Below are 24,670 nucleotides of genomic sequence, written 5' to 3' on the forward strand. Positions count from 1 at the left end.
CCGGGGTTAGCCTCACGGACGTGCTGACCCTGACCCGCGCCGACGGCTACCAACTCTGCACCGACCCGGACCGCCTAGACCTGGACCGGATCCACCACTGGCTCTCCACCGACGCGTACTGGGCGCTGGGGCGGGACCGGGAGACGGTGGCCCGGGCGTTCGCCAACTCCCTGCCGTTCGGCGTGTACCGGCCGGGTGACGGCGGTCAGGTGGCGGTGGCCCGGGTGGTCACCGACCGGGCCACTTTCGCCTGGCTCTGCGACGTCTACGTCGACCCGGCCGAGCGGGGCCGCAGGCTGGGCAGCTGGCTGGCCGAGGCGGTCCGCGACCACCTGGACGACCTCGGCGTACGCCGGATCCTCCTGGCCACGAACGACGCGCACGGCGTGTACGCGAAGGTGGGTTTCCTGCCCATGACCGACCCGGACCGCTGGATGCTGCTCGACCGGCGCGGCCTGTCGTGACCCCGCTGCGGCTGGGTTACCTCTACGCCTTCGGGGCGTACCTGGTGTGGGGGTTCTTCCCGCTCTACCTGCGGGAGCTGCGCCCGACCGGTCCGGTCGAGATCCTCGGCCACCGGATCGTCTGGTCGGCGCTCCTGGTGACAGTGCTGCTGGCCGCGCTGCGCGGGATCACCGTCCTGCGGGACCTGCTGCGCCGCCCCCGCACCCTCGCCGGGGTCACCCTCGCCGCCGTGCTGATCGCGGTGAACTGGGGGGTCTACGCCTACGGGGTCGACACCGACCAGGTGGTGGAGACCGCGCTCGGGTACTTCGTCAACCCGCTGGTGTCGGTGCTGCTCGGGGTGACCGTGCTGCGGGAGCGGATGCGGCCGGCACAGTGGGCGGCAGTGGGCATCGGCGGGCTGGCGGTGGGCGTGCTCACCGTCGACTACGGCCGCCCGCCGTACCTGGCGCTGATCCTGGCGCTCAGCTTCGGCGGGTACGGGCTGGTCAAGAAGCGGCTCGGGCTGCCGGCCGCCGAGGGTCTCTTCGTCGAGTCGGCGGTGCTGTTCCTGCCCGCCCTCGGCTATCTGGGCTGGCTCTGGTCCGCCGGCGGGCTCACCTTCGGCCGGGTCTCGGCCGGGCACACCACGCTGCTGGTGCTGACCGGCGCGGCGACCGCTGCCCCGCTGCTCTGCTTCGCCGGCGCGGCCAACCGGCTGCCGCTGACCGCGCTCGGCATGATGCAGTACCTCACCCCGACCCTCCAGCTCGCCTGCGGGGTGCTGATCCTGCACGAGCCGATGCCACCGGTCCGGCTGGCCGGTTTCACGCTGGTCTGGGCGGCGCTGGTGGTGTTCACCGTGGACGCCCTCCGGCATGCCCGCCGCCGGGCCACGGCCGCACGAACCGCCCCCGAGCCGGGCGCTACAGGCCAGGCCGCCGTCGCAGGCCCAGCCGCCCCCGCCGACTCGGCCGCCGCCGCAGGCTCGACCGCCGCCGATCCAGCCGTCGTCGATTCCGCCGGGGGCTCCCGCGACGTGCCGCCGCCCTGGCCGGCTCAGCGGACGTCGTAGCCGAGCACGGGGGTGCCGTCGGCGCGGTGCAGCTCCAGCCGGACCAGGTCCGCGTCGGTGAACCGGGTCGTCCCGGTGAACCGGACCTCGTCGCCGGGGGCGGCCAGCCACGACCCGACCTGCTCCGACTCACCCCCCGGGCCGTACGCGACCAGCCGGAAGACGTACGCCTTCACGTAGTCGGGGCGCGCGTCGTACCCGCAGCGCATGGTGATCTCGGTGCCCCACTCGGTGCCGGTCAGCCCGATCTCGGCGTGCACCGGGGCGGTCCCGGCGACCGGCCGCATCGCCACCATCCGGGCGCGGTCGTCGGGTTGCCAGGCGGACCGCAGCGTGGTCACACCGAAGCCCACGACCAGCGTGAACACGGCGGCGGTCAGCGCGGTCACGGCGTACCGCCAGCGGACCCGCCGCCGCTCCGCGTGGCGCTGCTGTTCGGCGGCGGCGAGCAGCGCCGGCACCCGGGGCTCCTCCGGCGCCGGCACCAGGTGCGCCACCTCGGTCGGGTCGAGGCGACCGAGCAACCCGGGCAGGACGGCGACCTCGGCGACCGCCGCCCGGCAGGCCGCGCAGCCAGCCAGGTGCCGCTCGTACGCGGCCCGCTCGGCCGGGGCCAGGGCGCCGAGCACGTACGCACCGTCGTCGTACGCGAACTCGCAGCCCGTCACGTCGTCACTCCCATCTCGGCCAGCACCAACCGTAGTGACCGCAACGCGTAGTGGGTGCGAGACTTGACCGTCCCCGGCGGCACCCCGAGCCGGGCCGCCGCCTCGGCCACCGACCGTCCCCGGTAGAAGCACTCCACCAGCACCTCCCGGTGGTCCGGGGTGAGCCGGGACAACGCCTCGGCGATGGTCCACGCCTCCACCGCCCGCTCGACCTCGTCGACCGTCGGCGGGGGTTCGGGCAGCGCGTCGGTGACCACCTCGCCGACCCGGCTGGACCGTCGCCGCCAGGCGTCGATGGCGAGGTTGCGGGCGGTGGTGAAGAGCCAGGCGCGCACCGAACCACGTTCCGGGTCCAGGGACGCGGGATTGCGCCAGGCCCGGAGCAGGGTCTCCTGGACCAGGTCCTCGGCCCGTTGCCGGTCACCGTCGACCAGGCGCAGGGCGTACGCGTGCAGCGCCTCGGCGTGCTCGTCGTGCATGGCCCGGAGCAGGTGGGCGTCGTGGTCGCTGATGGCGGTCTCCTCGCCGTCGCCGCAGCGGTCGTACGTCGGAAGATACGCGCGACCACCCGGATCGGTTCACTGACCTGGAGGTGTTCACGTGCGGTTCATGTCGAGGCCGACGCCCGCTCAACCAGCCCTCTTAGCGTGCGGCAGGTACGCGCGCCGCCGAGAGGTTCCCGGCGCGCCCCCACCCTTCCAGGAGGCTCCTCCACATGAGCGACCGACGCCGGCTGCTTCCCCTGCTGGGCGCCAACCGCCACGGCAGCCGCGACTCGATGACCTGTCTCTACCGGTGTGGCAACGCGTGCGACCACCCGGTCCCCAACACCTCCGACAACCAGTACCTCGGTGACATGATCAGCACCGAGGTCTCCCGGCGCGGGGTCGTCCGGGCCGGCGCCATCGGGGCGCTCGTCCTCGGGGTCGGCGGTTCGCTCGCCGGAGCCGGCGCGGCCTCCGCCGCCCCGGCGGGTACCACCGCCGACGTGCCCGAGGTGGACTTCGCGGCCCGGCAGCAGTCCGGTAGCCGGGCGCTGACCTTCAAGGCGGTCCCGCCGAACAAGCTGGACAGCCTCATCGTGCCGAACGGGTACGACCACTCGGTGGTTCTCCGCTGGGGCGACGAGGTCGTGCCGGGCGCGCCCGCGCTGGACGTGCACAACCAGACCGGTGCCCGTCAGTCGAAGCAGTTCGGCTACAACAACGACTTCGTCGGCGTGCTCCCGCTGACCTCGAGCGGCAAGCGGGTGCTGCTCGTGGTCAACCACGAGTACACCAACGAGGACCTGATGTTCCCCGGCTTCACCAGCCAGGACGCGCTCACCGTCGAGCAGGTGAAGGCGGCCATGGCCGCGCACGGCCTCTCCGTGGTCGAGCTGGAGCGGGTCGACGACACCGGCGAGTACCGGGTACGCGACAACGGCTCCCGCAAGTACAACCGGCGGATCACCGCGCTGGCCACCAAGTTCGACGTGACCGGCCCGGCGGCCGGCTCGGCGTACCTGCAGACCGCCGCCGACCCGAAGGGCCGGACGGTCATCGGCACGCTGAACAACTGCGCCGGCGGCATCACCCCGTGGGGCACGGTGCTCTCCGGCGAGGAGAACTTCAACCAGTACTTCGTCGGCGGCAACGAGGCGTCGGCGGACGTCAAGGCGAAGCTGTCCCGCTACGGCATCGACACCACCAACCGCTACCCGTCGGGCAGCCGGAAGTGGGAGCGGGCCGACGAGCGCTTCGACCTGGCCAAGCACCCGAACGAGGCGAACCGGTTCGGCTGGATCGTCGAGGTCGACCCGTTCGACCCGGAGAGCCGGCCGCGCAAGCACACCGCGCTGGGCCGGTTCAAGCACGAGGGCGCGAACGTCATCGTGGCGAAGAACGGCCACGTGGTCGCGTACATGGGTGACGACGAGCGGTTCGACTACCTCTACAAGTTCGTCTCGGACAAGAAGTTCGAGAAGGGCAACTCCAACAAGGCCCGCGAGCACAACCTGACCCTGCTGGAGTCGGGCACGCTCTACGTGGCCAAGCTGGGCTACACCAGCGCCGCCGAGATCGACGGCTCGGGCAAGCTCCCCAGCGACGGCGCGTTCAACGGCCAGGGCCAGTGGATCAAGCTGGTCAGCGGTGACCAGTCGTTCGTCGAGGGGATGACCGCCGCCGAGGTGCTCACCTTCACCCGGCTCGCCGGTGACAAGGTCGGGGCGACCAAGATGGACCGCCCGGAGGACGTCGAGCCGAGCCTGGCCACCGGCAAGGTCTACGTGGCGCTGACCAACAACACCGCTCGGGGCACCGGCAGCAACCCGAAGGCGGACGAGGCCAACCCGCGTACCAGCAACCGGCACGGGCACATCCTGGAGCTGGTCGAGGACGGTGGCGACAACACCTCCCTGACCTTCACCTGGTCGCTGCCGATCGTCTGCGGCGACCCGGCCGACCCGGCGACCTACTTCTCCGGGTACGACAAGACCAAGGTCTCCCCGATCTCCTGCCCGGACAACGTCGCCTTCGACAGCGTCGGCAACCTCTGGATCTCCACCGACGGCAACGCGCTGGGCAGCAACGACGGCCTCTTCGTGACGCCGATCGAGGGGCCGGAGAAGGGCCACCTGAAGCAGTTCCTCACCGTGCCGGTCGGCGGGGAGACCTGCGGCCCGTTCATCACCTCCGACGACCGCTCGGTCTTCGTGGCGGTGCAGCACCCCGGTGAGATCAGCGGGGCCAGCCTGGAGAACCCGGCCTCGAACTGGCCGGACGGCGACTTCGCCAAGCCGGGCGTGGTCGTGACCTGGCGGGTCGACGGCGGCCCGATCGGCGCCTGAGGTGTGTGCAGGGGTCCCCTGTTACCCAAAAAGCGGTAACAGGGGACCCCTGCTACCACCTGGGCCGGCGGCGCGACGCCTCGGCACACGGTGGCATCCTGCTCGGTGGCATCGCGCTCGGTGGCATCGTGCTCGCCGGCCCAGGGGTTCGGTGGTTCACTGCTCGGCGGTGAGCCCCTCGGCGACGGTCCGGGCCGCGGTGAGCAGCTTGGCGCGGACCGCCCGGGCGGAGGTCATCAGCTCGCCGATCGGCATGGCACAGGCGAGCACCACCCGACGCTCGATGTCCTTGTCCGGGGCGACGAGCACCGCCGCGCACGCCACCCCCGGCCGGAACTGGCCCAGTTCCATCTGCATGCCCCGCCGGTCGCCGGCGGCCAGGTCGGTCTCGAACGCCTCGACAGTGGTCAGCGTGCCGGAGGTGAACGGGCGCATGCCGTATTCCCGCAGGTAGCGGAAGCGCTGCTCGGCGGTGAGCGTGGCCAGCATGCCCTTGCCGAGCGCCGTGGCGTGGGCGGCCTCGTCGAAGCCGGGCATCAGATCCTCCAGGTACGGCGACCGCGCCCCCTCGGCCACCGCCGTGATCGCCACCTGGCCGCCCACGAACCGGCCGAGGAAGTGGCTGTACCCGCTGTCCAGGGCCGCTCGGCGCAGTGTCTCGCCGACCACGGGGGGACCTCGGAAGGCGGTCACCAGTTCCCGGTACCGGTCGGCGATCTCCAGGCCGACGATGTAGGTACCGTCCTCCCGTCGGATCACGTATCCCTCGTAGGCGAGGGTCCGGACCAGGTGATACGTGGTGGCCACCGTCAACTCGCAGCGCCGGGCGATCTGCTTGACGGTCAGGCCCTTCGGGGCACGACCGACCGCCTCGAGCACTCGTAGCGCGCGGGACACGCTCCGGATGAGATCGGAAGGTTCCGCCAAGGGGTCGCGCACAACCACCTCCGCCGCCGGGGATCTACACCATATGAAAAACAGGCCTCGTACGAAATGCCTGCCCGATCGAGGATGCCAGATATCCATCGACTGTGTGTGCACCGACAGACACAGTGAGTTGATCGACTGTGATCTGCGCCCGAATTAACCCTGCGGTGACCGCCGCTGGGTACGTTGGCCGCACCATGACCGACACCACCCCCGCCACCCGCGTTTCCCCTGCTCCGGCCCGTCCGGTACGCGTCGGCGTCGGCGCGATCGCCACCACCGTCGCCTGCGTGCTGCCCGTCTTCCTGCTCGGTGGCCTGGCCGTGCAGATGGGTGCCGAGCTGGGTTTCTCCCCCACCGGACTCGGGGTGGCCGTGGCCGTCTACTTCGGCGTGAGCGCGGTCGCCTCGATCCCCTCCGGGGCACTCGTGGAGCGGTACGGCCCCACCCGGGTCGCCCGCGCCGGCATCCTGCTGGCCGCCGGGTCACTGCTCGCCGTGGCGGCGTTCGCGCGGTCGTACCCGGTGCTGGTCGCCCTGCTGGCGGTCAGCGCCGCTGCCAACGCGCTCGGGCAGATCGCCAGCAACGCCGCACTGGCCCGGCACGTGCCCACCCGTCGCCAGGGGCTGTCGTTCGGGGCCAAGCAGGCCGCGATCCCGGTCGCCACCCTGCTGGCGGGTGCCGCCGTACCGGCTGTCGCGTTGACCGCCGGCTGGCGCTGGGCATTCGTGATCGCGGCGGGTGCGGCCGTGGCGGCGCTGGGCACCGTACCCGGGCGGGAACCCGAGCCCGTCCGACGGACCGGCCGTGGTCAGCGGGGGCGACCACCGGTGCCGCTGGTGCTGGTCGGGGTGGCCGGGACGCTCGCCGCCGCCGCCGCGAACGCGCTCGGCACCTTCCTGGTCGACTCCGCCGCCGCCCGTGGACTGGATCCGGGGCTGGCCGGACTGACACTGACCCTGGGCAGCGCCGTCTGCGTCCTCGCCCGCGTGGGGTCCGGTTGGCTCGCCGACCGGCGAACCGGAAGCCACGTCGCGGTCATCGCCGGGATGCTCGGGGTGGGCGCGCTGGGGCTGGCGTTGCTCGCCGTGGCCGGAACGGTTCCGCTGGTGGTCGGCGTGGTGCTCGGCTTCGGCCTGGGCTGGGCCTGGCCCGGGGTGATGAACTTCGCCGTGGTCCGGCTGTACCCGCAGACACCGGCCGTCGCCACCTCGATCACCCAGACCGGCGTGTACGCGGGCGGCTGCCTCGGTCCGCTGGCGCTCGGTCTCCTGGCCGGCCGCCTCGGCTACCCGACCATGTGGGCCACCGGCGCAGCCGCCATGCTCCTGGCCGCCGCCCTGATGCTCCTGGCCACCCGCACCCTTCCCACCCCGCCGGCCCCGGCCTCAGCGGGTTGAACAAGGAGTCGGCGGCACCGACTGACCGACGCCGTAAGACGGAACCAGGGACGGGGTGCCGTAAAACAGGGGTCAGCTGGTGCGGTCGGCTACGAAGTCGCAGAGGGACTCGAGGGCCTGGCGGGCGGGACCCTCGGGCAGCGGCGAGAGCTGTTCCCGGGCCTCCTCGGCGTAGCTGTGCACCGTCTCCCGGGCCCGCTTCAGCGCCGGGCTCTCCCGGAGCAGACCGAGCGCCTCGGCGTGCAGGTCGTCGTCGGTGACCGGTCCGGTGGCCAGGATCTCCCGCAGCCGCACCGAGGAGGCGTCCGCGTCGTCCGAGGCCAGCGCGTAGAGCACCGGCAGGGTGGGGACGCCCTCGCGCAGGTCCGTGCCCGGGGTCTTGCCCGACTGCACCGACTCGGACGAGATGTCGAGCAGGTCGTCGGAGAGCTGGAAGGCCAGACCGATGGTCTCGCCGTACCCGGCGAGCGCCTCGACGTACGCGGCCGGGGCACCGGCGAACTTGGCACCGAACCGGGCCGAGGTCGCGATCAGCGAACCGGTCTTCTCGGCGATCACGTGCAGGTAGTGCTGGACCGGATCGTCCCCGGGGCGCGGCCCCACCGTCTCGGCGATCTGGCCGTGCACCAAGCGGGCGAAGGTGCGTGCCTGGAGACGGACCGCCTCGGTGCCCAGGTCGGCGGCGATGTCCGCGGCCCGGGCGAAGAGGTAGTCGCCGACCAGGATGGCGATCGAGTTGTTCCAACGGGAGTTGGCGCTGGGCGCACCCCGACGCACCGACGCCTCGTCCATCACGTCGTCGTGGTAGAGCGTGGCCAGGTGGGTGAGTTCCATCACCACCGCCCCCGGCGCCACCTGCGGGGCGGTCGGGTCGCCGAGTTGGGCACCGAGTGCCACCAGCAACGGCCGGAACCGCTTCCCGCCGGCCTCGACCAGGTGCCGGGCGGCCTCGGTGACGAGCGGGTCGGCACTCGCGACGCTCGACCTCAGCTCGGCCTCGACCGTTTCCAGCAGGCCAAGTACGGACGCCTCGATCTGGGCGTCGGCGAAGTAGAGGCCGAGCGAGTCGAATTGTCCCGCTCCCGGACGGGTCCGACGACCGCCGGAGCCGAGGGCACCTGTTCGCTGGCCAGCCGCTTTCTCCACGCCCTCAACCATGCCACACCCCCTCGACCTGTTCCGGTCGGGGCGGCGCCGGTGCAATCCCGGGCACAGTCACCGTCGACCGGAAAACCGCTCAGCCGACCACCGACCCGGCAGGCATCCGGAAAACGGGCGCCCCGAGGGCGGGGTGGGGCGGAGAAGCGGAGCCAGGGTACGGAAACGGCCGGTCCCGGCCACTGCCGTGGCACCCGGCGAACCGGAGGCGACGGCGGTGGCCGGGACCGGCCGTGAGGGTTATCGAATGAACTGCGCGGCGCCGTCAGCCAGGTCGAGCAGCGGGGCCGGGGCCACGCCCAGGAACACCGTGGCGGCCACCCCGATCATCAGTGCGGCGGCGGTCAGTCCACCGGGCACGGTGACCGTCGGGGTGGAGTCGCCCGGCTCGGAGAGCCACATCATCACCACGACCCGCAGGTACGGGAAGGCGAGCACCATGCTGGTCAGCACACCGGCGATCACCAGCCACGCCTGCCCGCCGTCCAGCGCCGGACCGAAGACCGCGACCTTGCTCATGAAGCCGCTGGTCAGCGGGATCCCGGCGAAGGCCAGCAGGATGAGGGTGAACAGACCGGCGTAGAACGGCGACCGGCGCCCCAGACCCGCCCAGCGCGACAGGTGGGTGGCCTCGCCGTCGGCGTCCCGGACCAAGGTCACCACAGCGAACGCGGCGAGCACCGAGAAGCCGTACGCGACCAGGTAGAACATCGTGCCGGAGAGGCCCTCGCTGCCCGGCGCGAGCACGCCGACCAGCAGATAACCGGCATTGGCGATGGACGAGTACGCCAGCAGCCGCTTGATGTCGGTCTGGGTGACCGCCAACACCGCGCCGACCAGCATGGTGAGCACCGCCACCCCGCCGAGCACCGGGGTGAAGTCCCAGGCGGCCCCGCCGAAGGCGACGTGGAAGATCCGCAGCAGGGCCCCGAAGGCGGCGACCTTGGTACAGGCGGCCATGAAGCCGGTGATCGGGGTCGGCGCGCCCTGGTAGACGTCCGGGGTCCAGACGTGGAACGGAGCCGCCGCGGCCTTGAACAGCAGGCCGATGGCGAGCAGCGCGATGCCGGCGAAGAGCAGCACCCGGCTGGACGTGGACTCGGTCACCGCCGCGGCGACCGTGTTCAGGTCGACCCCGGCCTCCCGGTTCGGGATGCCGGAGGTGAAGCCGTAGATCAGCGCCACGCCGAACAGGAAGAACGCCGAGGCGTACGCGCCGAGCATGAAGTACTTCAGCGCGGCTTCCTGGCTCAGCAGCCGGCGCCGCCGGGCCAGCGCGCAGAGCAGGTAGAGCGGCAGCGAGAAGACCTCGAGGGCGATGAACATGGTCAGCAGGTCGTTCGCCGCCACGAAGATCAGCATGCCGGCGATGGCGAAGGTGGTCAGCGGGTAGACCTCGGTCGCCCCGTGCTGCCCCTCGGCCTGCCGGCGGTCGTCGGTCGACTCGGCCCGGACCGCGGCCTGGGCCACGAACGCCCCGCCCCGCTCGACGGTGCGCTCGCCGATCAGCAGCAGCGCCACCGCGGCGAGGATCAGGATGCCGCCCTGGAGGAAGAGGGTCGGCCCGTCCACCGCGATCGCCCCGCCGATGGTGATGCCCTTGTGGTCGTCGGCGGCGACCACCGCCACGAACGCGACCAACACGGCCAGCAGGGCGAGCATGAGCTGGACCGGGTGGCGGCCCCGGCGCGGCACGAACGCCTCCACCAGGACGCCGAGCAGGGCCGCGCCCAGCATGGTCAGGATCGGCAGGAGCGCCAGATAGTCGATCGACGGCAACTCAAGTTGCTCGGTCACTTTGCTGCCTCCTGGACGCTGCCGACCGTCGGAGCGGGGTCGGTCTTGCCGACGTCCTGCATGGTCGCCTGGACGGCGGGGTTGATGACATCGGTGAGCGGCTTGGGATAGAAGCCGAGCAGCACGATCAGCGCGATCAGCGGGGCGACCACGACCTTCTCCCGCAGGTTCAGGTCCCGCTTCATGCCCTCGACCTCGGTCAACGCCGGGTTCAGGGTGCCCTGCGTGGTGCGCTGCACCATCCAGAGCACGTACGCCGCGGCCAGGATGATGCCGAGCGTGGCGATCACCGCGACCGGCTTGTTCACCGTGAACGTGCCGATCAGCACCAGGAACTCGGAGATGAACGGCGCGGTGCCGGGCAGCGCCAGCGAGGCGAGACCAGCAAAGAAGAGCACCCCGGCCAGGACCGGGACCAGCTTGCCCGCACCGCCGAAGTCGCTGATCAGCGCCGAGCCGCGCCGGGCGATCAACATGCCGACCACCAGGAAGAGCAGACCGGTGGCGAGGCCGTGGTTGACCATGTAGAGGACCGCGCCGGTGCCGGCCTGGGTGGTGAAGGCGAAGATGCCGACGCCGATGAACCCGAAGTGCGCGATCGAGGTGTACGACACCAGCCGCTTCAGGTCGTTCTGCCCGACCGCCAGCAGCGCGGCGTAGATGATGCCGATCACGCCCAGCGCCAGCGCCCAGGGCGCGAACCACTTCGACGCCTCCGGGAACATCGGCAGGCAGTAGCGCAGGATGCCGAAGGTGCCGACCTTGTCCATGACGCCGACGAGCAGCGCGGCGGAGCCGGCCGGGGCCGCGCCACCGGCGTCCGGGAGCCAGGTGTGGAACGGGAAGAACGGCGCCTTGATCGCGAAGGCGATGAAGAAGCCGAGGAAGAGCCAGCGCTCGGTGCCGGCGGAGATGTCCGCCTGCACCAGCGCCTGCCAGTCGAAGGTCTTCCCGCCGACGACCCAGAGGCCGATCACCGCGGCGAGCATGAACAGACCGCCGACCAGCGAGTAGAGGAAGAACTTCACCGCGGCGTACTGGCGCTGGTGACCGCCGTAGCTACCGATGATGAAGTACATCGGCACCAGCATGACCTCGAAGAACAGGTAGAAGAGGAAGACGTCGGCGGCGGCGAAGACGCCGATCATCGTGCTCTCGAGCACCAGCAGCAGCGCGAAGTAGGCCGGCACGGACCGCTTCGAGTGCTCGGCGTCGTGCCAGGAGGCCAGGATCACCAGCGGCACCAGCACCGCGATGAGCATCAGCATCACCAGGGCGATGCCGTCCGCGGCGAAGGTGAACCGCGCGTCCCACTGCGGAATCCAGGTGTAGGACTCGCGGAACTGGAACCGCTCGCCACCGGTCTTGAAGGCCACCCACATGACCACGGTCAGCGCCAGCACCGCCAGCGACCAGACGAACGCGACCTGCTTGGCGAACTCCGGCCGGCTACGCGGCAGGAAGGCCACGATCAGGGCGCCGACCAGCGGCGCCACGGTCAGCACCGAGAGGAAGGGGAAGTCGGACATTATTCGGCCTTACCTCCGTCGTTACTGCGCGGTCCGCCGGCAGCGGCGGCCGGGAAGAGGTCGATCACGCCAACCACCCCGCCTGTACGGCCAGGAACGCCGCCACCACCAGCAGCGCGCCGGTCAGGATCGACGTCGCGTACGACCGGACGAAGCCGGTCTGGAGCCGCCGGAGCCGGCCGGAGCCCCCGCCGACCGCGGCGGCGAGGCCGTTGACCAGCCCGTCGACGCCCCGGTTGTCCAGGAAGACGAGCGCCCGGGTGAGGAAGATGCCCGGCTTCTCGAAGACCGCCTCGTTGAACGCGTCGGTGTAGAGGTTCCGCCGGGCGGCGGTGACCAGCACCCCGGCCGGCTGCGGCGTGGTGGCGGTGCCGTTGCGGAACAGCATCCAGGCCAGCCCGGCACCGAGCACCGTGACCAGCAGGGAGAGCACGGTGAGCACACTGTGCGGCAGGACCGACTCGTGGTGGCCTTCCTCGCCGCCCAGCCCGGCGGTGGCGGTGAGCCAGTCCGGCACAGAGGTGGCGAGCAGGAAGCCGGCGGCGACCGAGCCGACCGCCAGCAGGATCAGCGGGATCGTCATCAGGGCCGGCGACTCGTGCGGGTGCTCGATGTCCTCGGTCCACCGCTTCGGGCCGTGGAAGGTGAGCACGAAGAGCCGGGTCATGTAGAACGCGGTCAGTCCGGCGCCGAGCAGCGCCGCCCCGCCGAACAGCCAGGCCGTCCAGTCCTCCCGCTCGAAGGCGGCCACGATGATCGGCTCCTTGGAGAAGAAGCCGGAGAACGGGAACATGCCGATGATGGCGAGCCAGCCCATCATGAAGGTGAGCCAGGTGATCTTCATGTGCGTGGACAGTCCGCCGAAGCGCCGGATGTCCACCTGGTCCTTCATGCCGTGCATGACCGAGCCGGCCCCGAGGAACATGTTGGCCTTGAAGAAGCCGTGCGCCAGCAGGTGCACGATGGCCAGCGCGTACGCCGCGCCACCGAGGCCCACGCCGAGGAACATGTAGCCGATCTGGCTCACCGTCGACCAGGCCAGCACCCGCTTGATGTCGTCCTTGGCCGCGCCGATGAGGCAGCCGATCAGCAGGGTGAGCGCGCCGACGCTGACCACCACGAGTTGGAGCGTCTCGTTAGCGGAGAAGACCGGGTTGGAGCGGGCGATCAGGTAGACGCCCGCGGTGACCATGGTGGCCGCGTGGATGAGCGCCGACACCGGGGTCGGGCCCTCCATCGCGTCCGGCAGCCACGCCTGGAGCGGGAACTGACCGGACTTGCCGGTCGCGCCGAGCAGGAGCAGCAGGCCGAGGGCCAGGACGGTGCCGCCGGCCAGGCCGCCGACCCCGTTGAACACCTCGTCGTACTGGGTGGTGCCGAGGGTGGCAAACATGATGAAGATGCCGATGGCCAGGCCGGCGTCGCCGACCCGGTTCATCAGGAACGCCTTCTTGCCGGCGGTGGCCGCGCTCGGCCGGTCGTACCAGAAGGAGATCAGCAGGTACGACGCCAGACCGACGCCCTCCCAGCCGAAGTAGAGCATCACGTAGTTGTTGCCGAGCACCAGCAGGAGCATGGCGGCGACGAACAGGTTGAAGTACGCGAAGAAGCGCCGCCGCCCGGCGTCGTGCGCCATGTACTCGACCGCGTACAGGTGGATCAGGAAGCCCACGCCGGTGATCAGCAGGACGAAGACCGCGGCCAGCGGGTCGAAGAGCAGGCCGAAGTCCACCCGGAAGTCACCGACGGCGATGAAGTCCCAGAGACTCCGCTCGACCGACTTGTTCTCCAGGCCACGCAGCTGGAAGAAGTAGGTGAGACCGAGGACGAAGGCGGCACCGATGGCGGCCACGCCGAGCCAGTGCCCCCACCGGTCGGCCCGCCGGCCCAGCAGCAGCAGGATCGCCGCGCTGACCAGGGGGATGGCCACCAGCAGCCAGACGCTGCCGAGCAAACCCGTGGCCTCTGCGTAACGCACAGTTTCTTCCACTGCGTCGGCCCCTCTAGTACTTGAGCAGGTTGGCGTCGTCGACGCTCGCCGAGCGTCGAGTCCGGAAGATCGACATGATGATCGCGAGTCCGACCACGACCTCGGCGGCGGCCACCACCATCACGAAGAAGGCCATGATCTGCCCGTTCAGGTCACCGTTGATCCGGGCGAAGGTGACCAGGGTCAGGTTGGCCGCGTTCAGCATCAGCTCGATGCACATGAACAGCACGATCGCGTTGCGACGGATGAGCACCCCGACCGCACCGATGGTGAACAGCACCGCGGCCAGGATCAGGTAGTTGTCCGGCGTCATCCCTGAGCCTGCCTTTCGTTCGCGACTGCGGGGCTCCGCTCCGCTGCACTCCTCGCGCTCACGGATGCCTGCCTTTCGTTCGCGACTGCGGGGCTCCGCTCCGCTGCACTCCTCGCGCTCACCGGTCGGTCCCCTTCAGCGTCGTCTCCTCCGCGCTCAGCTCCCGGACCGGCATGATCTCGGGGATGCTGCGCTCGGTCAGCCGGCCGTCGGGCAGGCGGGCCGGGGTGGCCACCGAGGAGGAGGTGGCGAAGACACCCGGACCGGGCTTCGGGCCGGGGTAGCTGCCGGGCCGGAACCGGGCCTTCATGGTCGCGATCTGGTCGACCTTGTCCTCGCGTCGCCGCTCGATGTGCGCCAGCACCATCGCCCCGACCGCGGCGGTGATCAGCAGCGCCGAGGTCAACTCGAAGGCGAAGACGTACTTGGTGAAGAGAAGCCGGGCGATGCCCTGCACGTTCCCCTCGGCGTTGGCCTCGTCCAGGCCGACCGCGGTGGTGCCGTCGAGCGCCCGGGCCAGACCACCGGCGACCAGGCCGGCGAAACCGAGGCCGAGCAGGATCGCCGCGACCCGCTGCCCGCGCAACGTCTCGATCAGCGAGTCGGACGAGTCCCGGCCGACCAGCATCAGCACGAACAGGAACAGCATCATGATCGCGCCGGTGTAGACGATGATCTGCACCATGCCGATGAACGGGCCTGCCTGGAGCACGTAGAACACGCCTAGGCAGAGCATGGTCAGCACCAGCCAGAGCGCCGAGTGCACCGCGTTGCGGGCCCAGAGCATGCCGATCGCGCCGAGCAGCGCCAACGGGGCGAGGATCCAGAAGGTGACCTCCTCGCCGCCGGACACCTCGCCCGCCGCGGCCAGCACCGTCTGCGTGGTCATGCCCTGTCTCCCTTGCTGCCCTTGGCCGCCTCGGCCCGCTGGGCCGCCTGCTCGGCGCCGGGGAAGGTCACGCCGGGGGTCTCGTCGAGCGCGTACCGGCCCGGTCCCATCGGGGAGCGCTCGGCCCCGGCCGAGGTGCCCGGGTTCTCCAGCGCGCCGACGTAGTAGTCCTTCTCGCTGTCGCCCAGTCGCATCGGGTGGGGCGGCTGCTCCATCCCGGCCAGCAGCGGCGCGAGCAACTGCTCCTTGGTGAAGATCAGGTCCTGCCGGCTGTCCCGGGCCAGCTCGTACTCGTTGCTCATGGTCAGCGAACGGGTCGGGCAGGCCTCGATGCAGAGCCCGCAGAAGATGCAGCGGGCGTAGTTGATCTGGTAGGTGCTGGCGTACCGCTCACCCGGCGAGAAGCGCTGCTCGTCGGTGTTGTCGCCACCCTCGACGTAGATCGCGTCCGCCGGGCAGGCCCAGGCGCACAGCTCGCAGCCGATGCACTTCTCCAACCCGTCCGGGTGCCGGTTGAGGATGTGCCGCCCGTGGTAGCGCGGCGCCGGGGTCGGCGGCTTGAACGGGTAGTCGGTCGTGACGACCTTCCTGAACATGTGCGAGAAGGTGACGCCGAAGCCCTTGAACGTTCCGGTGATCCCGCCCACGTCACACCTCCTTCGAGTCCGGGCCGGTACCGATGTTGGCCGGCTCCCGCTCGGCCACCACGCGCCGGGTGCGCGGGCTCGGTGGCACCTGCAGGTCCATGGGGGGCACCGGGAAACTGCCGTGCGGTCGCTTGTCGACCTGCTCCTGCGGGGTGAGCTTCCGCTCCGGCTTGCGGTTCGGCCAGAGCAGTACGACCAGCAGCAGCACACCGGCCAGCACGCCGATGCCGACCAGCCGGCTCTGGCCCTCCCAGTCCTCGATCGAGCGCAGCCAGGCCAGCACCAGGATCCAGACGAGGTTGATCGGCAGCAGGACCTTCCAGCCCAGCCGCATGAACTGGTCGTACCGGAGCCGGGGCAGGGTGCCCCGCAGCCAGACGAAGACGAAGACCAGCATGATGACCTTGGCGAAGAACCACAGCATCGGCCACCAGCCGGAGTTCGCGCCCTCCCAGAAGGTGGTGATCGGCGCGGGGGCCCGCCAGCCGCCGAGGAACAGCGTCACGGTAAACGCCGACATGGTCACCATGGCGACGTACTCGGAGAGCATGAAGAGCGCGAACTTCAGCGAGCTGTACTCGGTCATGAAGCCCGCGACCAGCTCCGACTCCGCCTCCGGCAGGTCGAACGGCGCCCGGTTGGTCTCGCCGACCGTGGCGATGAAGAAGATGATGAAGCTCGGCATGAGCAGGATGGCGTACCAGCCCGGGGCGGAGAACTCCATCCCGAAGATGTTGAGCTGGGAGCCGTGCGCCTGGGCGGCGACGATCCCGCTGGTGGACATCGTGCCGGCGGTCATGAAGACGGCGACGATGCTCAGCCCGAGCGCGACCTCGTACGAGATCATCTGGGCGCTGGAGCGGAGACCACCGAGCAGCGGGTACGTCGAGCCGGAGGCCCAGCCGCCGAGCACGATGCCGTAGACCGCCATCGAGGAGCAGGCCAGCACCACCAGCACCGCCACCGACACGTCGGTGACCTGCAACGGCGTCCGGTGGCCGAAGATGCTCACCATCGGGCCGAACGGGATCACCGACAGCGCGGTGACCGCGCAGATCACCGACACCGCCGGGGCGAAGAAGTAGACGACCTTGTCCGCAGCCTTCGGGAGGATGTCCTCCTTGAAGGCCATCTTCAGGCCGTCGGCGAGGGTCTGCAGCAGACCGAGCGGGCCGATCTGGTTCGGGCCCGGCCGGACCTGCATGTAACCCACCACACGCCGCTCGAACCAGACGCCGAGCAGGGTGGCCAGCACCGCGAAGACGAACGCGAAGAGGATCTTGACCAGGACCAGCCACCACGGGTCCCGGCCGAAGTCGGCCAGCGTCGGGTCCTGCGCGAGGTAGACCGCGTTCACTGGGATACACCCCCGGTGTTGAGGAGCGGACCCGGGCGGTCAGCGGCGTCCGCGGCGACCAGAGCGGTCGCGGCGGCCTGGACGCGTACCACCGTGCCGGACGTCGCGCCGAGGCTGCGCCGGACGGTCGAACCGGGTGAATTGGTCGGCAGCCAGACGACGCCGTCCGGCATCTCGGTGATCTCCGCCGGCAGGGTCAGCGCCCCCCGGTCGGTACCCACCGTCACCGCGTCACCGTCGGCGACGCCGAGCGCCTCGGCGGTGCCCTTGCCCAGCCGCACCACCGGCGGCCGGGCGGTGCCGCCCAGGTGCTCGTCGCCGTCGATGAGGCTGCCCAGGTCGATGAGCTGGTGCCAGGTGGCGAGGACCGCCTCGCCGTCGCCCGGTCGGGGCGCCGGCTGCGGCTCCACCGACGGGGCCGTCGGGCGGTCGGTGCGGGTGGCCGGCAGGGCGCCCAACTCGCGGCGGACGCTCAGCACGTCGCCGGTGCCGAGCTGGACGCCGAGCCGGTCGGCGAGCGCGTCGAGCACCCGGCCGTCGGACATCGCCGGCGTCTGGAGCACCGCGTCGAACGGACGCAGCCGCCCCTCCCAGTCCAGGAAGCTGCCGGCCTTCTCGACCACCGGGGCGACCGGGAAGACCACGTCCGCCCGGCGGGCCACCGCGCTCATCCGCAGCTCCAGGCTGACCAGGAAGGGCACCGCGTCCAGGGCCTGCTCGGCCAGGCGCGGGTCGGCCAGGTCGGCCGGGTCGACCCCGGCCACCACCAGCGCGCCCAACTGACCGGCCGCCGCCGCCGCGACGATGCCGTCGGTGTCCCGGCCGGCCTGGCTGGGGATCACCCCGGCCGCGATGTCCCACGCCTCGCCCAGCTCCGCGCGGGCCGCCGGCTCGGTGACCAGCCGACCGCCGGGAAGCAGGTTCGGCAGGCAGCCGGTGTCGACCGCACCCCGGTCACCCGCGCGCCGCGGCACCCAGGCCAACCTCGCCCCGGTACGCCGGGCCACGTCGGCGGCGGCGCTGAGGCCACCCGGGACACTGGCCAGCCGCTCGCCGACGACCAGGATCGCGCCCTCGGCGCTGAGCGCCTCGCGGACCGTGTCGTGTTCGGCCAGCAGCAGCGCCTCCTCGCCCGGCACCACCCGGGCGAGCTTCGCGCCGAGTTTCTCCAGGCCGCGGGTGGCGAACGGCGCCAGCGCGTACACCTTCAGCTTCTTCTTCTGGTACGCCTTGCGCAGCCGCAGGAAGAGGATCGGGCACTCCTCCTCCGGCTCCAGGCCGGCCAGCACCACCGCCGAGGCGTTCTCGACGTCGGCGTAGGTGACCTCGGTGATCCCGGCGACGTTGCTGGCCAGGAACTCGGTCTCCTCGCGGGAGACCGGACGGGCCCGGAAGTCGATGTCGTTGGTGTTCAGCGCGACCCGGGCGAACTTCGCGTACGCGTAGGCGTCCTCGACGGTCAGCCGGCCACCGGTGAGCACCGCGGTGCCCTGCCCGCCGTCCCGGGCGGCGGCCAGCCCCTCGGCGGCCACCGTGAGCGCCTCGCTCCAGGACGCCTCGCGCAGCTCACCGGTCTTGGCGTCCCGCACCAGCGGGGTGGTGATCCGGTCGAAGGCGCGGGCGTACTGGAAGCCCCAGCGGCCCTTGTCGCAGTTCCACTCCTCGTTGACCTGCGCATCGTCACCGGCGAGCCGGCGCAGCACCTTGCCCCGCCGCCAGTCGGTGCGCTGTGCGCAGCCGGCCGAGCAGTGCTCGCAGACGCTCGGGGTGGAGACCAGGTCGAACGGGCGGGCCCGGAAGCGGTACTGGGCACCGGTGAGCGCACCCACCGGGCAGATCTGCACGGTGTTGCCGGAGAAGTACGAGTTGAACGGCACGTCGCCGGTCTCCTCGCCCTCCTCCACCCCGTACGCCTCGTCCCGGTAGATGTTGATCTCCTCGGCGGAGGACCGGCCCATCAGGTCGATGAACTTGTCCCCGGCGATCTCCTCGGAGAACCGGGTGCACCGCTGGCAGAGCACGCAGCGTTCCCGGTCCAGCAGGACCTGGCTGGAGATGTTCAGCGGCTTCTCGTACTCCCGCTTGTGCTCGTGGAAGCGGGAGTCGCTGCGGCCGCTGGACATCGCCTGGTTCTGCAGCGGGCACTCACCACCCTTGTCGCACATCGGGCAGTCGAGCGGGTGGTTCATCAGCAGCAGCTCCATCACCCCGTCCTGCGCCTTCTTGGCCACCGGGGAGGTGAGCTGGGTCCGGACCACCATGCCCTCGGCCACCGTCTGGGTGCAGGAGGCAACCGGCTTGCGCTGCCCCTCCACGTCGACGAGGCACTGCCGGCACGCGCCGGCCGGGGCCAGCAGCGGGTGGTCGCAGAACCGGGGGATCGCGATGCCCATCTGCTCGGCGACCCGGATCAGCAGTGCTCCCTTCGGAGCGGTGACCTGGATGCCGTCGATGGTGAGGGTGACGGTCTCGGTCTGCTTCGCTACGTCGGTCATTAGTGCGCCCCTACCAGGGTCTTCTCCGACAACTTGGGAGCAGTGCGTCCCTCGATGTAGTCGAGGTAGTCCTGCTTGAAGAACTTCAGGGACGAGGTCACCGGACTGGTCGCACCGTCACCCAGACCACAGAACGAGCGGCCGAGGATGTTGTCACAGGTGTCGAGCAGGGTGTCCAGGTCCTCGTGGGTGCCCTTGCCGGCAAGGATCCGCCGGTAGACCCGGACCATCCAGTAGTTGCCCTCCCGGCACGGGGTGCACTTGCCGCACGACTCGTGGTGGTAGAACTCCAGCCACCGGTAGGTCGCGTAGACCGGGCAGTCCTGGTCGGAGAAGATCTGGGTGGCCGTGGTGCCGAGAATCGAGCCGGCCGCCCCCACGCCCTCGAAGTCCAGCGGCACGTCGAGGTGGTCGGCGGTGAGCAGCGGCGTCGACGACCCGCCCGGCGTCCAGAACCGCAGGTTGTGACCGGGCTGCATGCCACCGGCCAACTCCAGCAGCTCACGTAGCGTGATGCCCATCGAGCACTCGTACTGGCCGGGGTTGACGATCCGGCCGGAAAGCGAGTAGATCATCGGCCCGGAGGACTTCTCCGTACCCATGGTCTTCCACCAGTCGGCCCCGCCGAGCACGATATACGGCACGCTGGCGATGGTGCCGACGTTGTTGACCACCGTCGGGCTGGCGTACAGGCCGTGGGTCGCCGGGAAGGGCGGACGCAGCCGGGGCTGACCCCGGAAGCCCTCCAGCGAGTCCAGCAGTGCCGTCTCCTCGCCGCAGATGTACGCGCCCGCGCCGGAGTGCACCACCAGATCCAGGTCGAACCCGGAGCCCTGGATGTTCCGCCCGAGGTAGCCCCGGTCGTACGCCTCCCGCACCGCGTTGCGCAGCCGGCGGGCGGCGTGCACCGCCTCACCACGGATGTAGATGTACGCGCGGTCGGCCCGGATCGCGTACGACGCGATGATCACGCCCTCGACCAGCGAGTGCGGGTCGTGCGTCATCAGCGGCAGGTCCTTGCAGGTGCCCGGCTCGCCCTCGTCGGCGTTGACCACGAGGTAGTGCGGCTTGCCGTCGCCCTGCGGGATGAAGCCCCACTTCAGGCCGGTCGGGAAGCCGGCACCACCGCGACCGCGCAGCCCGGAGTCCTTGATGAGCTGGATCAGGTCGTCCGGGTGGGCCTTGAGCGCCTTGCGCAGGGCGGCGTAGCCGTCCAGCTTCTGGTAGGTGTCGATCTGCCAGGCGTCCGGCGAGAGCCAGCGCTTGGTGAGTACCGGGGTCAGCTTGGCCAGCGTCTCCGGCCGAGGAGTCGTCACTTGTTGGCCTCCGCTTCCTTGAGCGAGCGCTCCTGCGCAGCGGCGTCGTCCCCGGCGGGCTTGCCGTCGCCAGCCGGCGCGTTGGCCGCCGCGCCCTCCGCCTCGGCGGCCCGCGCGTCGCGCGGGGCCGGCGGCGCGGTGTCGACCGGCACCTTGGTGCCCGGCGCGTCCGCGACGGCGGTCTTCGCGTCCGGCTGCCGAGTCTCGGCGGCGCGCACCTCGGGCGACTTGTCGTCCGGTGCCTTGACGTCCGGGGCGGTGCTGCCGGTCGCCTCGGCGGGTCGGGCCGGCTCACCCGCACCGGCGTTGCCGGTCGAGGCGGCCGGCGCAGTCGCCGGCTTCGGCTCGGGTGCCGGGGCCGGCTTGGCGGCCTCGGCCTTCGCCTTGGCCTCGGCAGCGGCCCGGTCGGCCTCGGCCTTGCTGCGGATCGGGGTGCTCGGGTCGAAGCCGGGCACCGAGATGCCGTGCTGCTGCGCCAGGCGCAGCCCGCGCAGGGTCGGCTCGCCCGGCACGCCGTCGGCCACCGCGCCCTCCCGCTCGTCGGCGAAGCCGGCGAGCTGGACCGACATCTCCTTCAGCGTGCACAGGCGGGCCCCCCGGCTCGGCGTGGGCCGGCTCCCGGCGCGCAGCTCCTCGACCACCCCGAGAGCGGCCTGCGGGTCGACCCCGTCGAAGAAGTCGTAGTTGACCGTCATCACCGGGCCGTAGTCGCAGGCCGCGAGGCACTCGGCGTGCTCCAGGGTGATCTTCCCGTCGGCGGTGGTCTCGTCGTGTCCCACGCCGAGGTGCTCGGCGAGGGTGTCGTAGACCTCCTGGCCGCCGAGCACGTTGCACATGGTGTTGGTGCAGACGCTGACCAGGTAGTCACCGGTCGGCCGGCGCTTGTACATGGTGTAGAAGGTGGCGACCGCGCCGACCTGGGCCTTGTTCAGGCCGAGCACCTCGGCACAGAACTCGACCCCGGCCGGGGAGACGTACCCCTCCTCGGACTGCACCAGGTGCAGCAGCGGGAGCAGCGCGGAACGCGACCGGTCGGCCGGATAGCGCGCGATGATCTCCCGCGCCCGAGCCCGGGTCTCGTCGGTGAAAGTCGTCGTCATCGGTCACAACCACCCATCACGGGGTCCAGCGAGGCACCACCGGCGATCACGTCGGCGATCAGGCCGCCCTCGGCCATCGCCGGGAGCGCCTGGAGGTTGACGAAGCTCGGCTCCCGGTAGTGCACCCGGTAGGGCCGGGTGCCGCCGTCGGAGACCGCGTGCACGCCCAGCTCGCCACGGGGCGCCTCGATCGCCACGTAGACCTGGCCCGGCGGAACCCGGAAGCCCTCGGTGACGAGCTTGAAGTGGTGGATCAGCGACTCCATCGACTGACCCATGATCTTCGCCACGTGCTCCAGCGAGTTGCCCATGCCGTCGACGCCGATGGCGAGCTGCGCCGGCCAGGCGATCTTCTTGTCGGCGACCATCACCGGGCCCGGCTTCAGCCGGTCCAGCGCCTGCTCGACGAGCTTGAGCGACTCCCGCATCTCGGCGAGCCGAACCTGGTAGCGGCCCCAGACGTCGCCGTCCGGGTGGGTCGGCACGTCGAACTCGTACGTCTCGTAGCCGCAGTACGGCATGGTCTTACGCAGGTCCCAGGGGAGCCCGGCGGAGCGGAGCACCGGACCGGTGACGCCGAGCGCCAGGCAGGCGGTCACGTCGAGCACGGCGACGTTCTTCGTCCGCTCGACCCAGATCGGCTGACCGGAGAGGAGGTCCTCGTACTCCTTGAGCTTCTTCGGCATCTCCTTGAGGAACCTGCGGATCTTGACGATCGCCTCGTCCGGCACGTCCTGGGCGACCCCGCCGGGCCGGACGTACGCGTGGTTCATCCGCAGGCCGGTGATGAGCTCGAAGATCTCGAGGATGTACTCCCGCTCGCGGAAGCCGTAGAGCATGATCGAGATCGCGCCCAGCTCCATGCCGGTGGTGGCCAGCCAGACCAGGTGCGAGGAGATCCGGTTCAGCTCCATCATGAGCACCCGGATGGTGGTCGCCCGGTCGGTGATCTGCTCCTCGATGCCGAGCAGCTTCTCCACCGCCAGCGCGTACGCCGTCTCGTTGAAGATCGGGGCGAGGTAGTCCATCCGGGTCACGAAGGTCGACCCCTGCACCCAGTTGCGGTACTCGAGGTTCTTCTCGATCCCGGTGTGCAGGTAACCGACGACCGACCGCATCTCGCGGACGGTTTCGCCCTCCAGCTCCAGGATCAGCCGCAGCACGCCGTGCGTGGACGGGTGCTGCGGACCCATGTTGACGACGATCCGCTCGTCGTTGATCGGATCGGTGCCGGAGACGACCTGGTCCCAGTCCCCGCCGGTGACGGTGAAGACCCTGCCCTCGGTCGTCTCGCGCTCGGTGGCGTAGCTCGGGGTGCTCACTGGTAGGACCTCCGCTGGTCTGGCGGTGGGATCTCCGCGCCCTTGTACTCGACGGGAACGCCGCCGAGCGGGTAGTCCTTGCGCTGCGGGTGCCCCTCCCAGTCGTCCGGCATGAGGATCCGGGTCAGGCTGGGGTGGCCGTCGAAGACGACGCCGAACATGTCGTACGTCTCCCGCTCCTGCCAGTCGGCGGTCGGGTAGACGCTGGTCACGCTCGGCAGGTGCGGGTTCTCCGCCGAAACGGCGGCCTCCAGGCGCACCCGACGGCGGTAGGTCATCGAGGTCAGGTGGTAGACCACGTGCAGCCGGCGCTCGTCCGCGCCGAGGTAGTCCGCCCCGGAGACCGAGGAGCAGAGCTCGAAGCGGAGGGCGAGGTCGTCCCGCATCACCTGGCACACCTCGGCGATCTTCTCCGGGCGCACGTGCAGGGTCAGCTCACCCCGGTCGACGACGACCTTCTCGATCGCCTCGTCGAATCCCGGGTACGCCTCCTCCAGCGCGTCACGGACCTCGTCGAAGTAGCTGCCGTACGGCCGGCTGGCCTCCTCGATCGGCCGGCGCGGCCGGACCAGGCCGCCGAAGCCGGAGGTGTCACCGGAGCCCTGAATGCCGAACATGCCCCGACCAGCCGGGCTGGCCGGCGGGTACTCGGCCGGCGCGGTGGTGCTCGCGCCGGCCGGCGTCACCGGTACCGGAACGCCCCCGTCGTTCGGCTTGTCGTGTGGCGCCGTCATTTGATGCCCCCGTACGGGTGGAGGTGGTTCTGGGCCTTCATCCAGTTCTCGATCCGGAGTTGCTCCTCGCGCCCCTCCCGGACCGCCTGGGTCCACTCGGCGCGGCGGGCCCGGTCCTCGCGGTACGACGACGGCATCGAGCCGTACGGAACGACGGGCACGTCACCGCGGGCCTTGCGGGCCTCGAGCATCTTGCGGCCGTTCGGGCCGAGCGGCTCGTGCCCGATCTTCTCGCGAAGCTTGAGGACCGCGTCGATCAGCATCTCCGGCCGGGGCGGGCAGCCGGGGAGGTACATGTCGACCGGGACGACGTGGTCGACGCCCTGGACGATGGCGTAGTTGTTGAACATGCCGCCGCTGCTGGCGCAGACGCCCATCGAGAGCACCCAGCGGGGCTCGGCCATCTGGTCGTAGATCTGCCGCAGGACCGGGGCCATCTTTTGGCTGACCCGGCCGGCGACGATCATCAGGTCGGCCTGACGGGGCGAGGCACGGAAGACCTCCATGCCCCAGCGGCCCATGTCGTAGTGCGGACCACCGGCGGCCATCATCTCGATCGCGCAGCAGGCCAGGCCGAAGGTGGCGCCCCAGACCGACGACTTCCGCGACCAGTTGACCAGCTTCTCCACCGAGGTCAGCAGGATGCCGGCGGGAAGCTTCTCCTCGATTCCCATGTGGT

General features: G+C 70.8%; 20 protein-coding genes and 1 pseudogene. 4 read left to right on the top strand and 17 right to left on the bottom strand.

The window, feature by feature from the left end:
- Positions 1-20: 20 nt before the first annotated feature.
- Together GA0074692_RS23235 and rarD are read left to right on the top strand one after the other, a co-directional pair.
- Positions 21-464 carry a GNAT family N-acetyltransferase gene (locus GA0074692_RS23235; RefSeq protein WP_091653976.1) on the top strand — a complete coding sequence of 148 codons (444 nt, stop codon included), beginning with the start codon at positions 21-23 and terminating at the stop codon, positions 462-464.
- Positions 461-1,381, top strand: a pseudogene (rarD, locus tag GA0074692_RS23240) (EamA family transporter RarD); the annotation flags it as partial. The gene GA0074692_RS23235 and the pseudogene rarD, both read left to right, overlap by 4 nt.
- 122 nt (positions 1,382-1,503) lie before the next feature.
- On the opposite strand, the gene GA0074692_RS23245 reads toward rarD, so the two are convergent.
- Together GA0074692_RS23245 and GA0074692_RS23250 are read right to left on the bottom strand one after the other, a co-directional pair.
- On the bottom strand, positions 1,504-2,187 hold the full coding sequence (locus tag GA0074692_RS23245) for an anti-sigma factor family protein (RefSeq protein WP_091647490.1): 684 nt from the start codon (positions 2,185-2,187) through the stop codon (positions 1,504-1,506).
- Positions 2,184-2,678 carry a sigma-70 family RNA polymerase sigma factor gene (locus tag GA0074692_RS23250; protein WP_245730738.1) on the bottom strand — a complete coding sequence of 165 codons (495 nt, stop codon included), beginning with the start codon at positions 2,676-2,678 and terminating at the stop codon, positions 2,184-2,186. Before GA0074692_RS23250 ends, GA0074692_RS23245 begins: the two co-directional genes overlap by 4 nt.
- Before the next feature lie 224 nt (positions 2,679-2,902).
- Between GA0074692_RS23250 and GA0074692_RS23255 the strand changes: the two genes are divergently transcribed.
- On the top strand, positions 2,903-5,017 hold the full coding sequence (locus GA0074692_RS23255) for a PhoX family protein (protein ID WP_091647496.1): 2,115 nt from the start codon (positions 2,903-2,905) through the stop codon (positions 5,015-5,017).
- Between the two features lie 156 nt (positions 5,018-5,173).
- Here GA0074692_RS23255 and GA0074692_RS23260 read toward each other — a convergent pair whose 3' ends face one another.
- Positions 5,174-5,956, bottom strand: a complete 783-nt coding sequence (locus GA0074692_RS23260) for an IclR family transcriptional regulator (RefSeq protein WP_091647498.1) — start codon at positions 5,954-5,956, stop codon at positions 5,174-5,176.
- Between the two features lie 185 nt (positions 5,957-6,141).
- Between GA0074692_RS23260 and GA0074692_RS23265 the strand changes: the two genes are divergently transcribed.
- On the top strand, positions 6,142-7,344 hold the full coding sequence (locus tag GA0074692_RS23265) for an MFS transporter (protein WP_091653977.1): 1,203 nt from the start codon (positions 6,142-6,144) through the stop codon (positions 7,342-7,344).
- Positions 7,345-7,416: 72 nt separating this feature from the next.
- Here the strand turns inward: GA0074692_RS23265 and GA0074692_RS23270 are convergent, their stop codons facing one another.
- The 14 genes from GA0074692_RS23270 to GA0074692_RS23335 form a co-directional block, all read right to left on the bottom strand.
- On the bottom strand, positions 7,417-8,502 hold the full coding sequence (locus tag GA0074692_RS23270) for a polyprenyl synthetase family protein (protein ID WP_091647500.1): 1,086 nt from the start codon (positions 8,500-8,502) through the stop codon (positions 7,417-7,419).
- 240 nt (positions 8,503-8,742) lie between these two features.
- Entirely contained in the window at positions 8,743-10,299 is a 1,557-nt protein-coding gene (gene nuoN, locus GA0074692_RS23275) for an NADH-quinone oxidoreductase subunit NuoN (RefSeq protein ID WP_091647502.1), read from the bottom strand.
- On the bottom strand, positions 10,296-11,828 hold the full coding sequence (locus tag GA0074692_RS23280; RefSeq protein ID WP_091647504.1) for an NADH-quinone oxidoreductase subunit M: 1,533 nt from the start codon (positions 11,826-11,828) through the stop codon (positions 10,296-10,298). Before GA0074692_RS23280 ends, nuoN begins: the two co-directional genes overlap by 4 nt.
- Positions 11,829-11,892: 64 nt before the next feature.
- On the bottom strand, positions 11,893-13,818 hold the full coding sequence (nuoL, locus tag GA0074692_RS23285; RefSeq protein ID WP_091647506.1) for an NADH-quinone oxidoreductase subunit L: 1,926 nt from the start codon (positions 13,816-13,818) through the stop codon (positions 11,893-11,895).
- Positions 13,819-13,831: 13 nt separating this feature from the next.
- The gene (gene nuoK / locus GA0074692_RS23290) at positions 13,832-14,131 is read right to left on the bottom strand and encodes an NADH-quinone oxidoreductase subunit NuoK (protein WP_091647508.1); all 300 of its coding nucleotides are present in this window, start codon (positions 14,129-14,131) and stop codon (positions 13,832-13,834) included.
- Positions 14,132-14,249: 118 nt separating this feature from the next.
- The gene (locus GA0074692_RS23295) at positions 14,250-15,020 is read right to left on the bottom strand and encodes an NADH-quinone oxidoreductase subunit J (RefSeq protein ID WP_091647510.1); all 771 of its coding nucleotides are present in this window, start codon (positions 15,018-15,020) and stop codon (positions 14,250-14,252) included.
- Positions 15,017-15,667 carry an NADH-quinone oxidoreductase subunit NuoI gene (gene nuoI, locus GA0074692_RS23300; RefSeq protein ID WP_091647512.1) on the bottom strand — a complete coding sequence of 217 codons (651 nt, stop codon included), beginning with the start codon at positions 15,665-15,667 and terminating at the stop codon, positions 15,017-15,019. Before nuoI ends, GA0074692_RS23295 begins: the two co-directional genes overlap by 4 nt.
- A gap of 1 nt (position 15,668) precedes the next feature.
- On the bottom strand, positions 15,669-17,024 hold the full coding sequence (gene nuoH, locus GA0074692_RS23305; protein ID WP_091647515.1) for an NADH-quinone oxidoreductase subunit NuoH: 1,356 nt from the start codon (positions 17,022-17,024) through the stop codon (positions 15,669-15,671).
- A complete protein-coding gene (locus tag GA0074692_RS23310) occupies positions 17,021-19,519 on the bottom strand; it encodes an NADH-quinone oxidoreductase subunit G (RefSeq protein WP_091647517.1) in 2,499 nt (832 codons plus the stop codon). Before GA0074692_RS23310 ends, nuoH begins: the two co-directional genes overlap by 4 nt.
- On the bottom strand, positions 19,519-20,835 hold the full coding sequence (nuoF, locus tag GA0074692_RS23315; RefSeq protein WP_091647519.1) for an NADH-quinone oxidoreductase subunit NuoF: 1,317 nt from the start codon (positions 20,833-20,835) through the stop codon (positions 19,519-19,521). The genes GA0074692_RS23310 and nuoF overlap by 1 nt, the downstream gene beginning before the upstream one ends.
- A complete protein-coding gene (gene nuoE, locus GA0074692_RS23320; RefSeq protein ID WP_091647520.1) occupies positions 20,832-21,935 on the bottom strand; it encodes an NADH-quinone oxidoreductase subunit NuoE in 1,104 nt (367 codons plus the stop codon). The genes nuoF and nuoE overlap by 4 nt, the downstream gene beginning before the upstream one ends.
- A complete protein-coding gene (locus tag GA0074692_RS23325) occupies positions 21,932-23,257 on the bottom strand; it encodes an NADH-quinone oxidoreductase subunit D (protein ID WP_091647523.1) in 1,326 nt (441 codons plus the stop codon). Before GA0074692_RS23325 ends, nuoE begins: the two co-directional genes overlap by 4 nt.
- On the bottom strand, positions 23,254-23,991 hold the full coding sequence (locus tag GA0074692_RS23330; protein WP_091647526.1) for an NADH-quinone oxidoreductase subunit C: 738 nt from the start codon (positions 23,989-23,991) through the stop codon (positions 23,254-23,256). The genes GA0074692_RS23325 and GA0074692_RS23330 overlap by 4 nt, the downstream gene beginning before the upstream one ends.
- Positions 23,988-24,665, bottom strand: coding sequence for a NuoB/complex I 20 kDa subunit family protein (locus tag GA0074692_RS23335; RefSeq protein WP_091647528.1), 678 nt, complete (start codon positions 24,663-24,665; stop codon positions 23,988-23,990). The genes GA0074692_RS23330 and GA0074692_RS23335 overlap by 4 nt, the downstream gene beginning before the upstream one ends.
- Between the last annotated feature and the right edge of the window lie 5 nt (positions 24,666-24,670).

It is taken from the genome of Micromonospora pallida, assembly GCF_900090325.1.
GTDB lineage: Bacteria > Actinomycetota > Actinomycetes > Mycobacteriales > Micromonosporaceae > Micromonospora > Micromonospora pallida.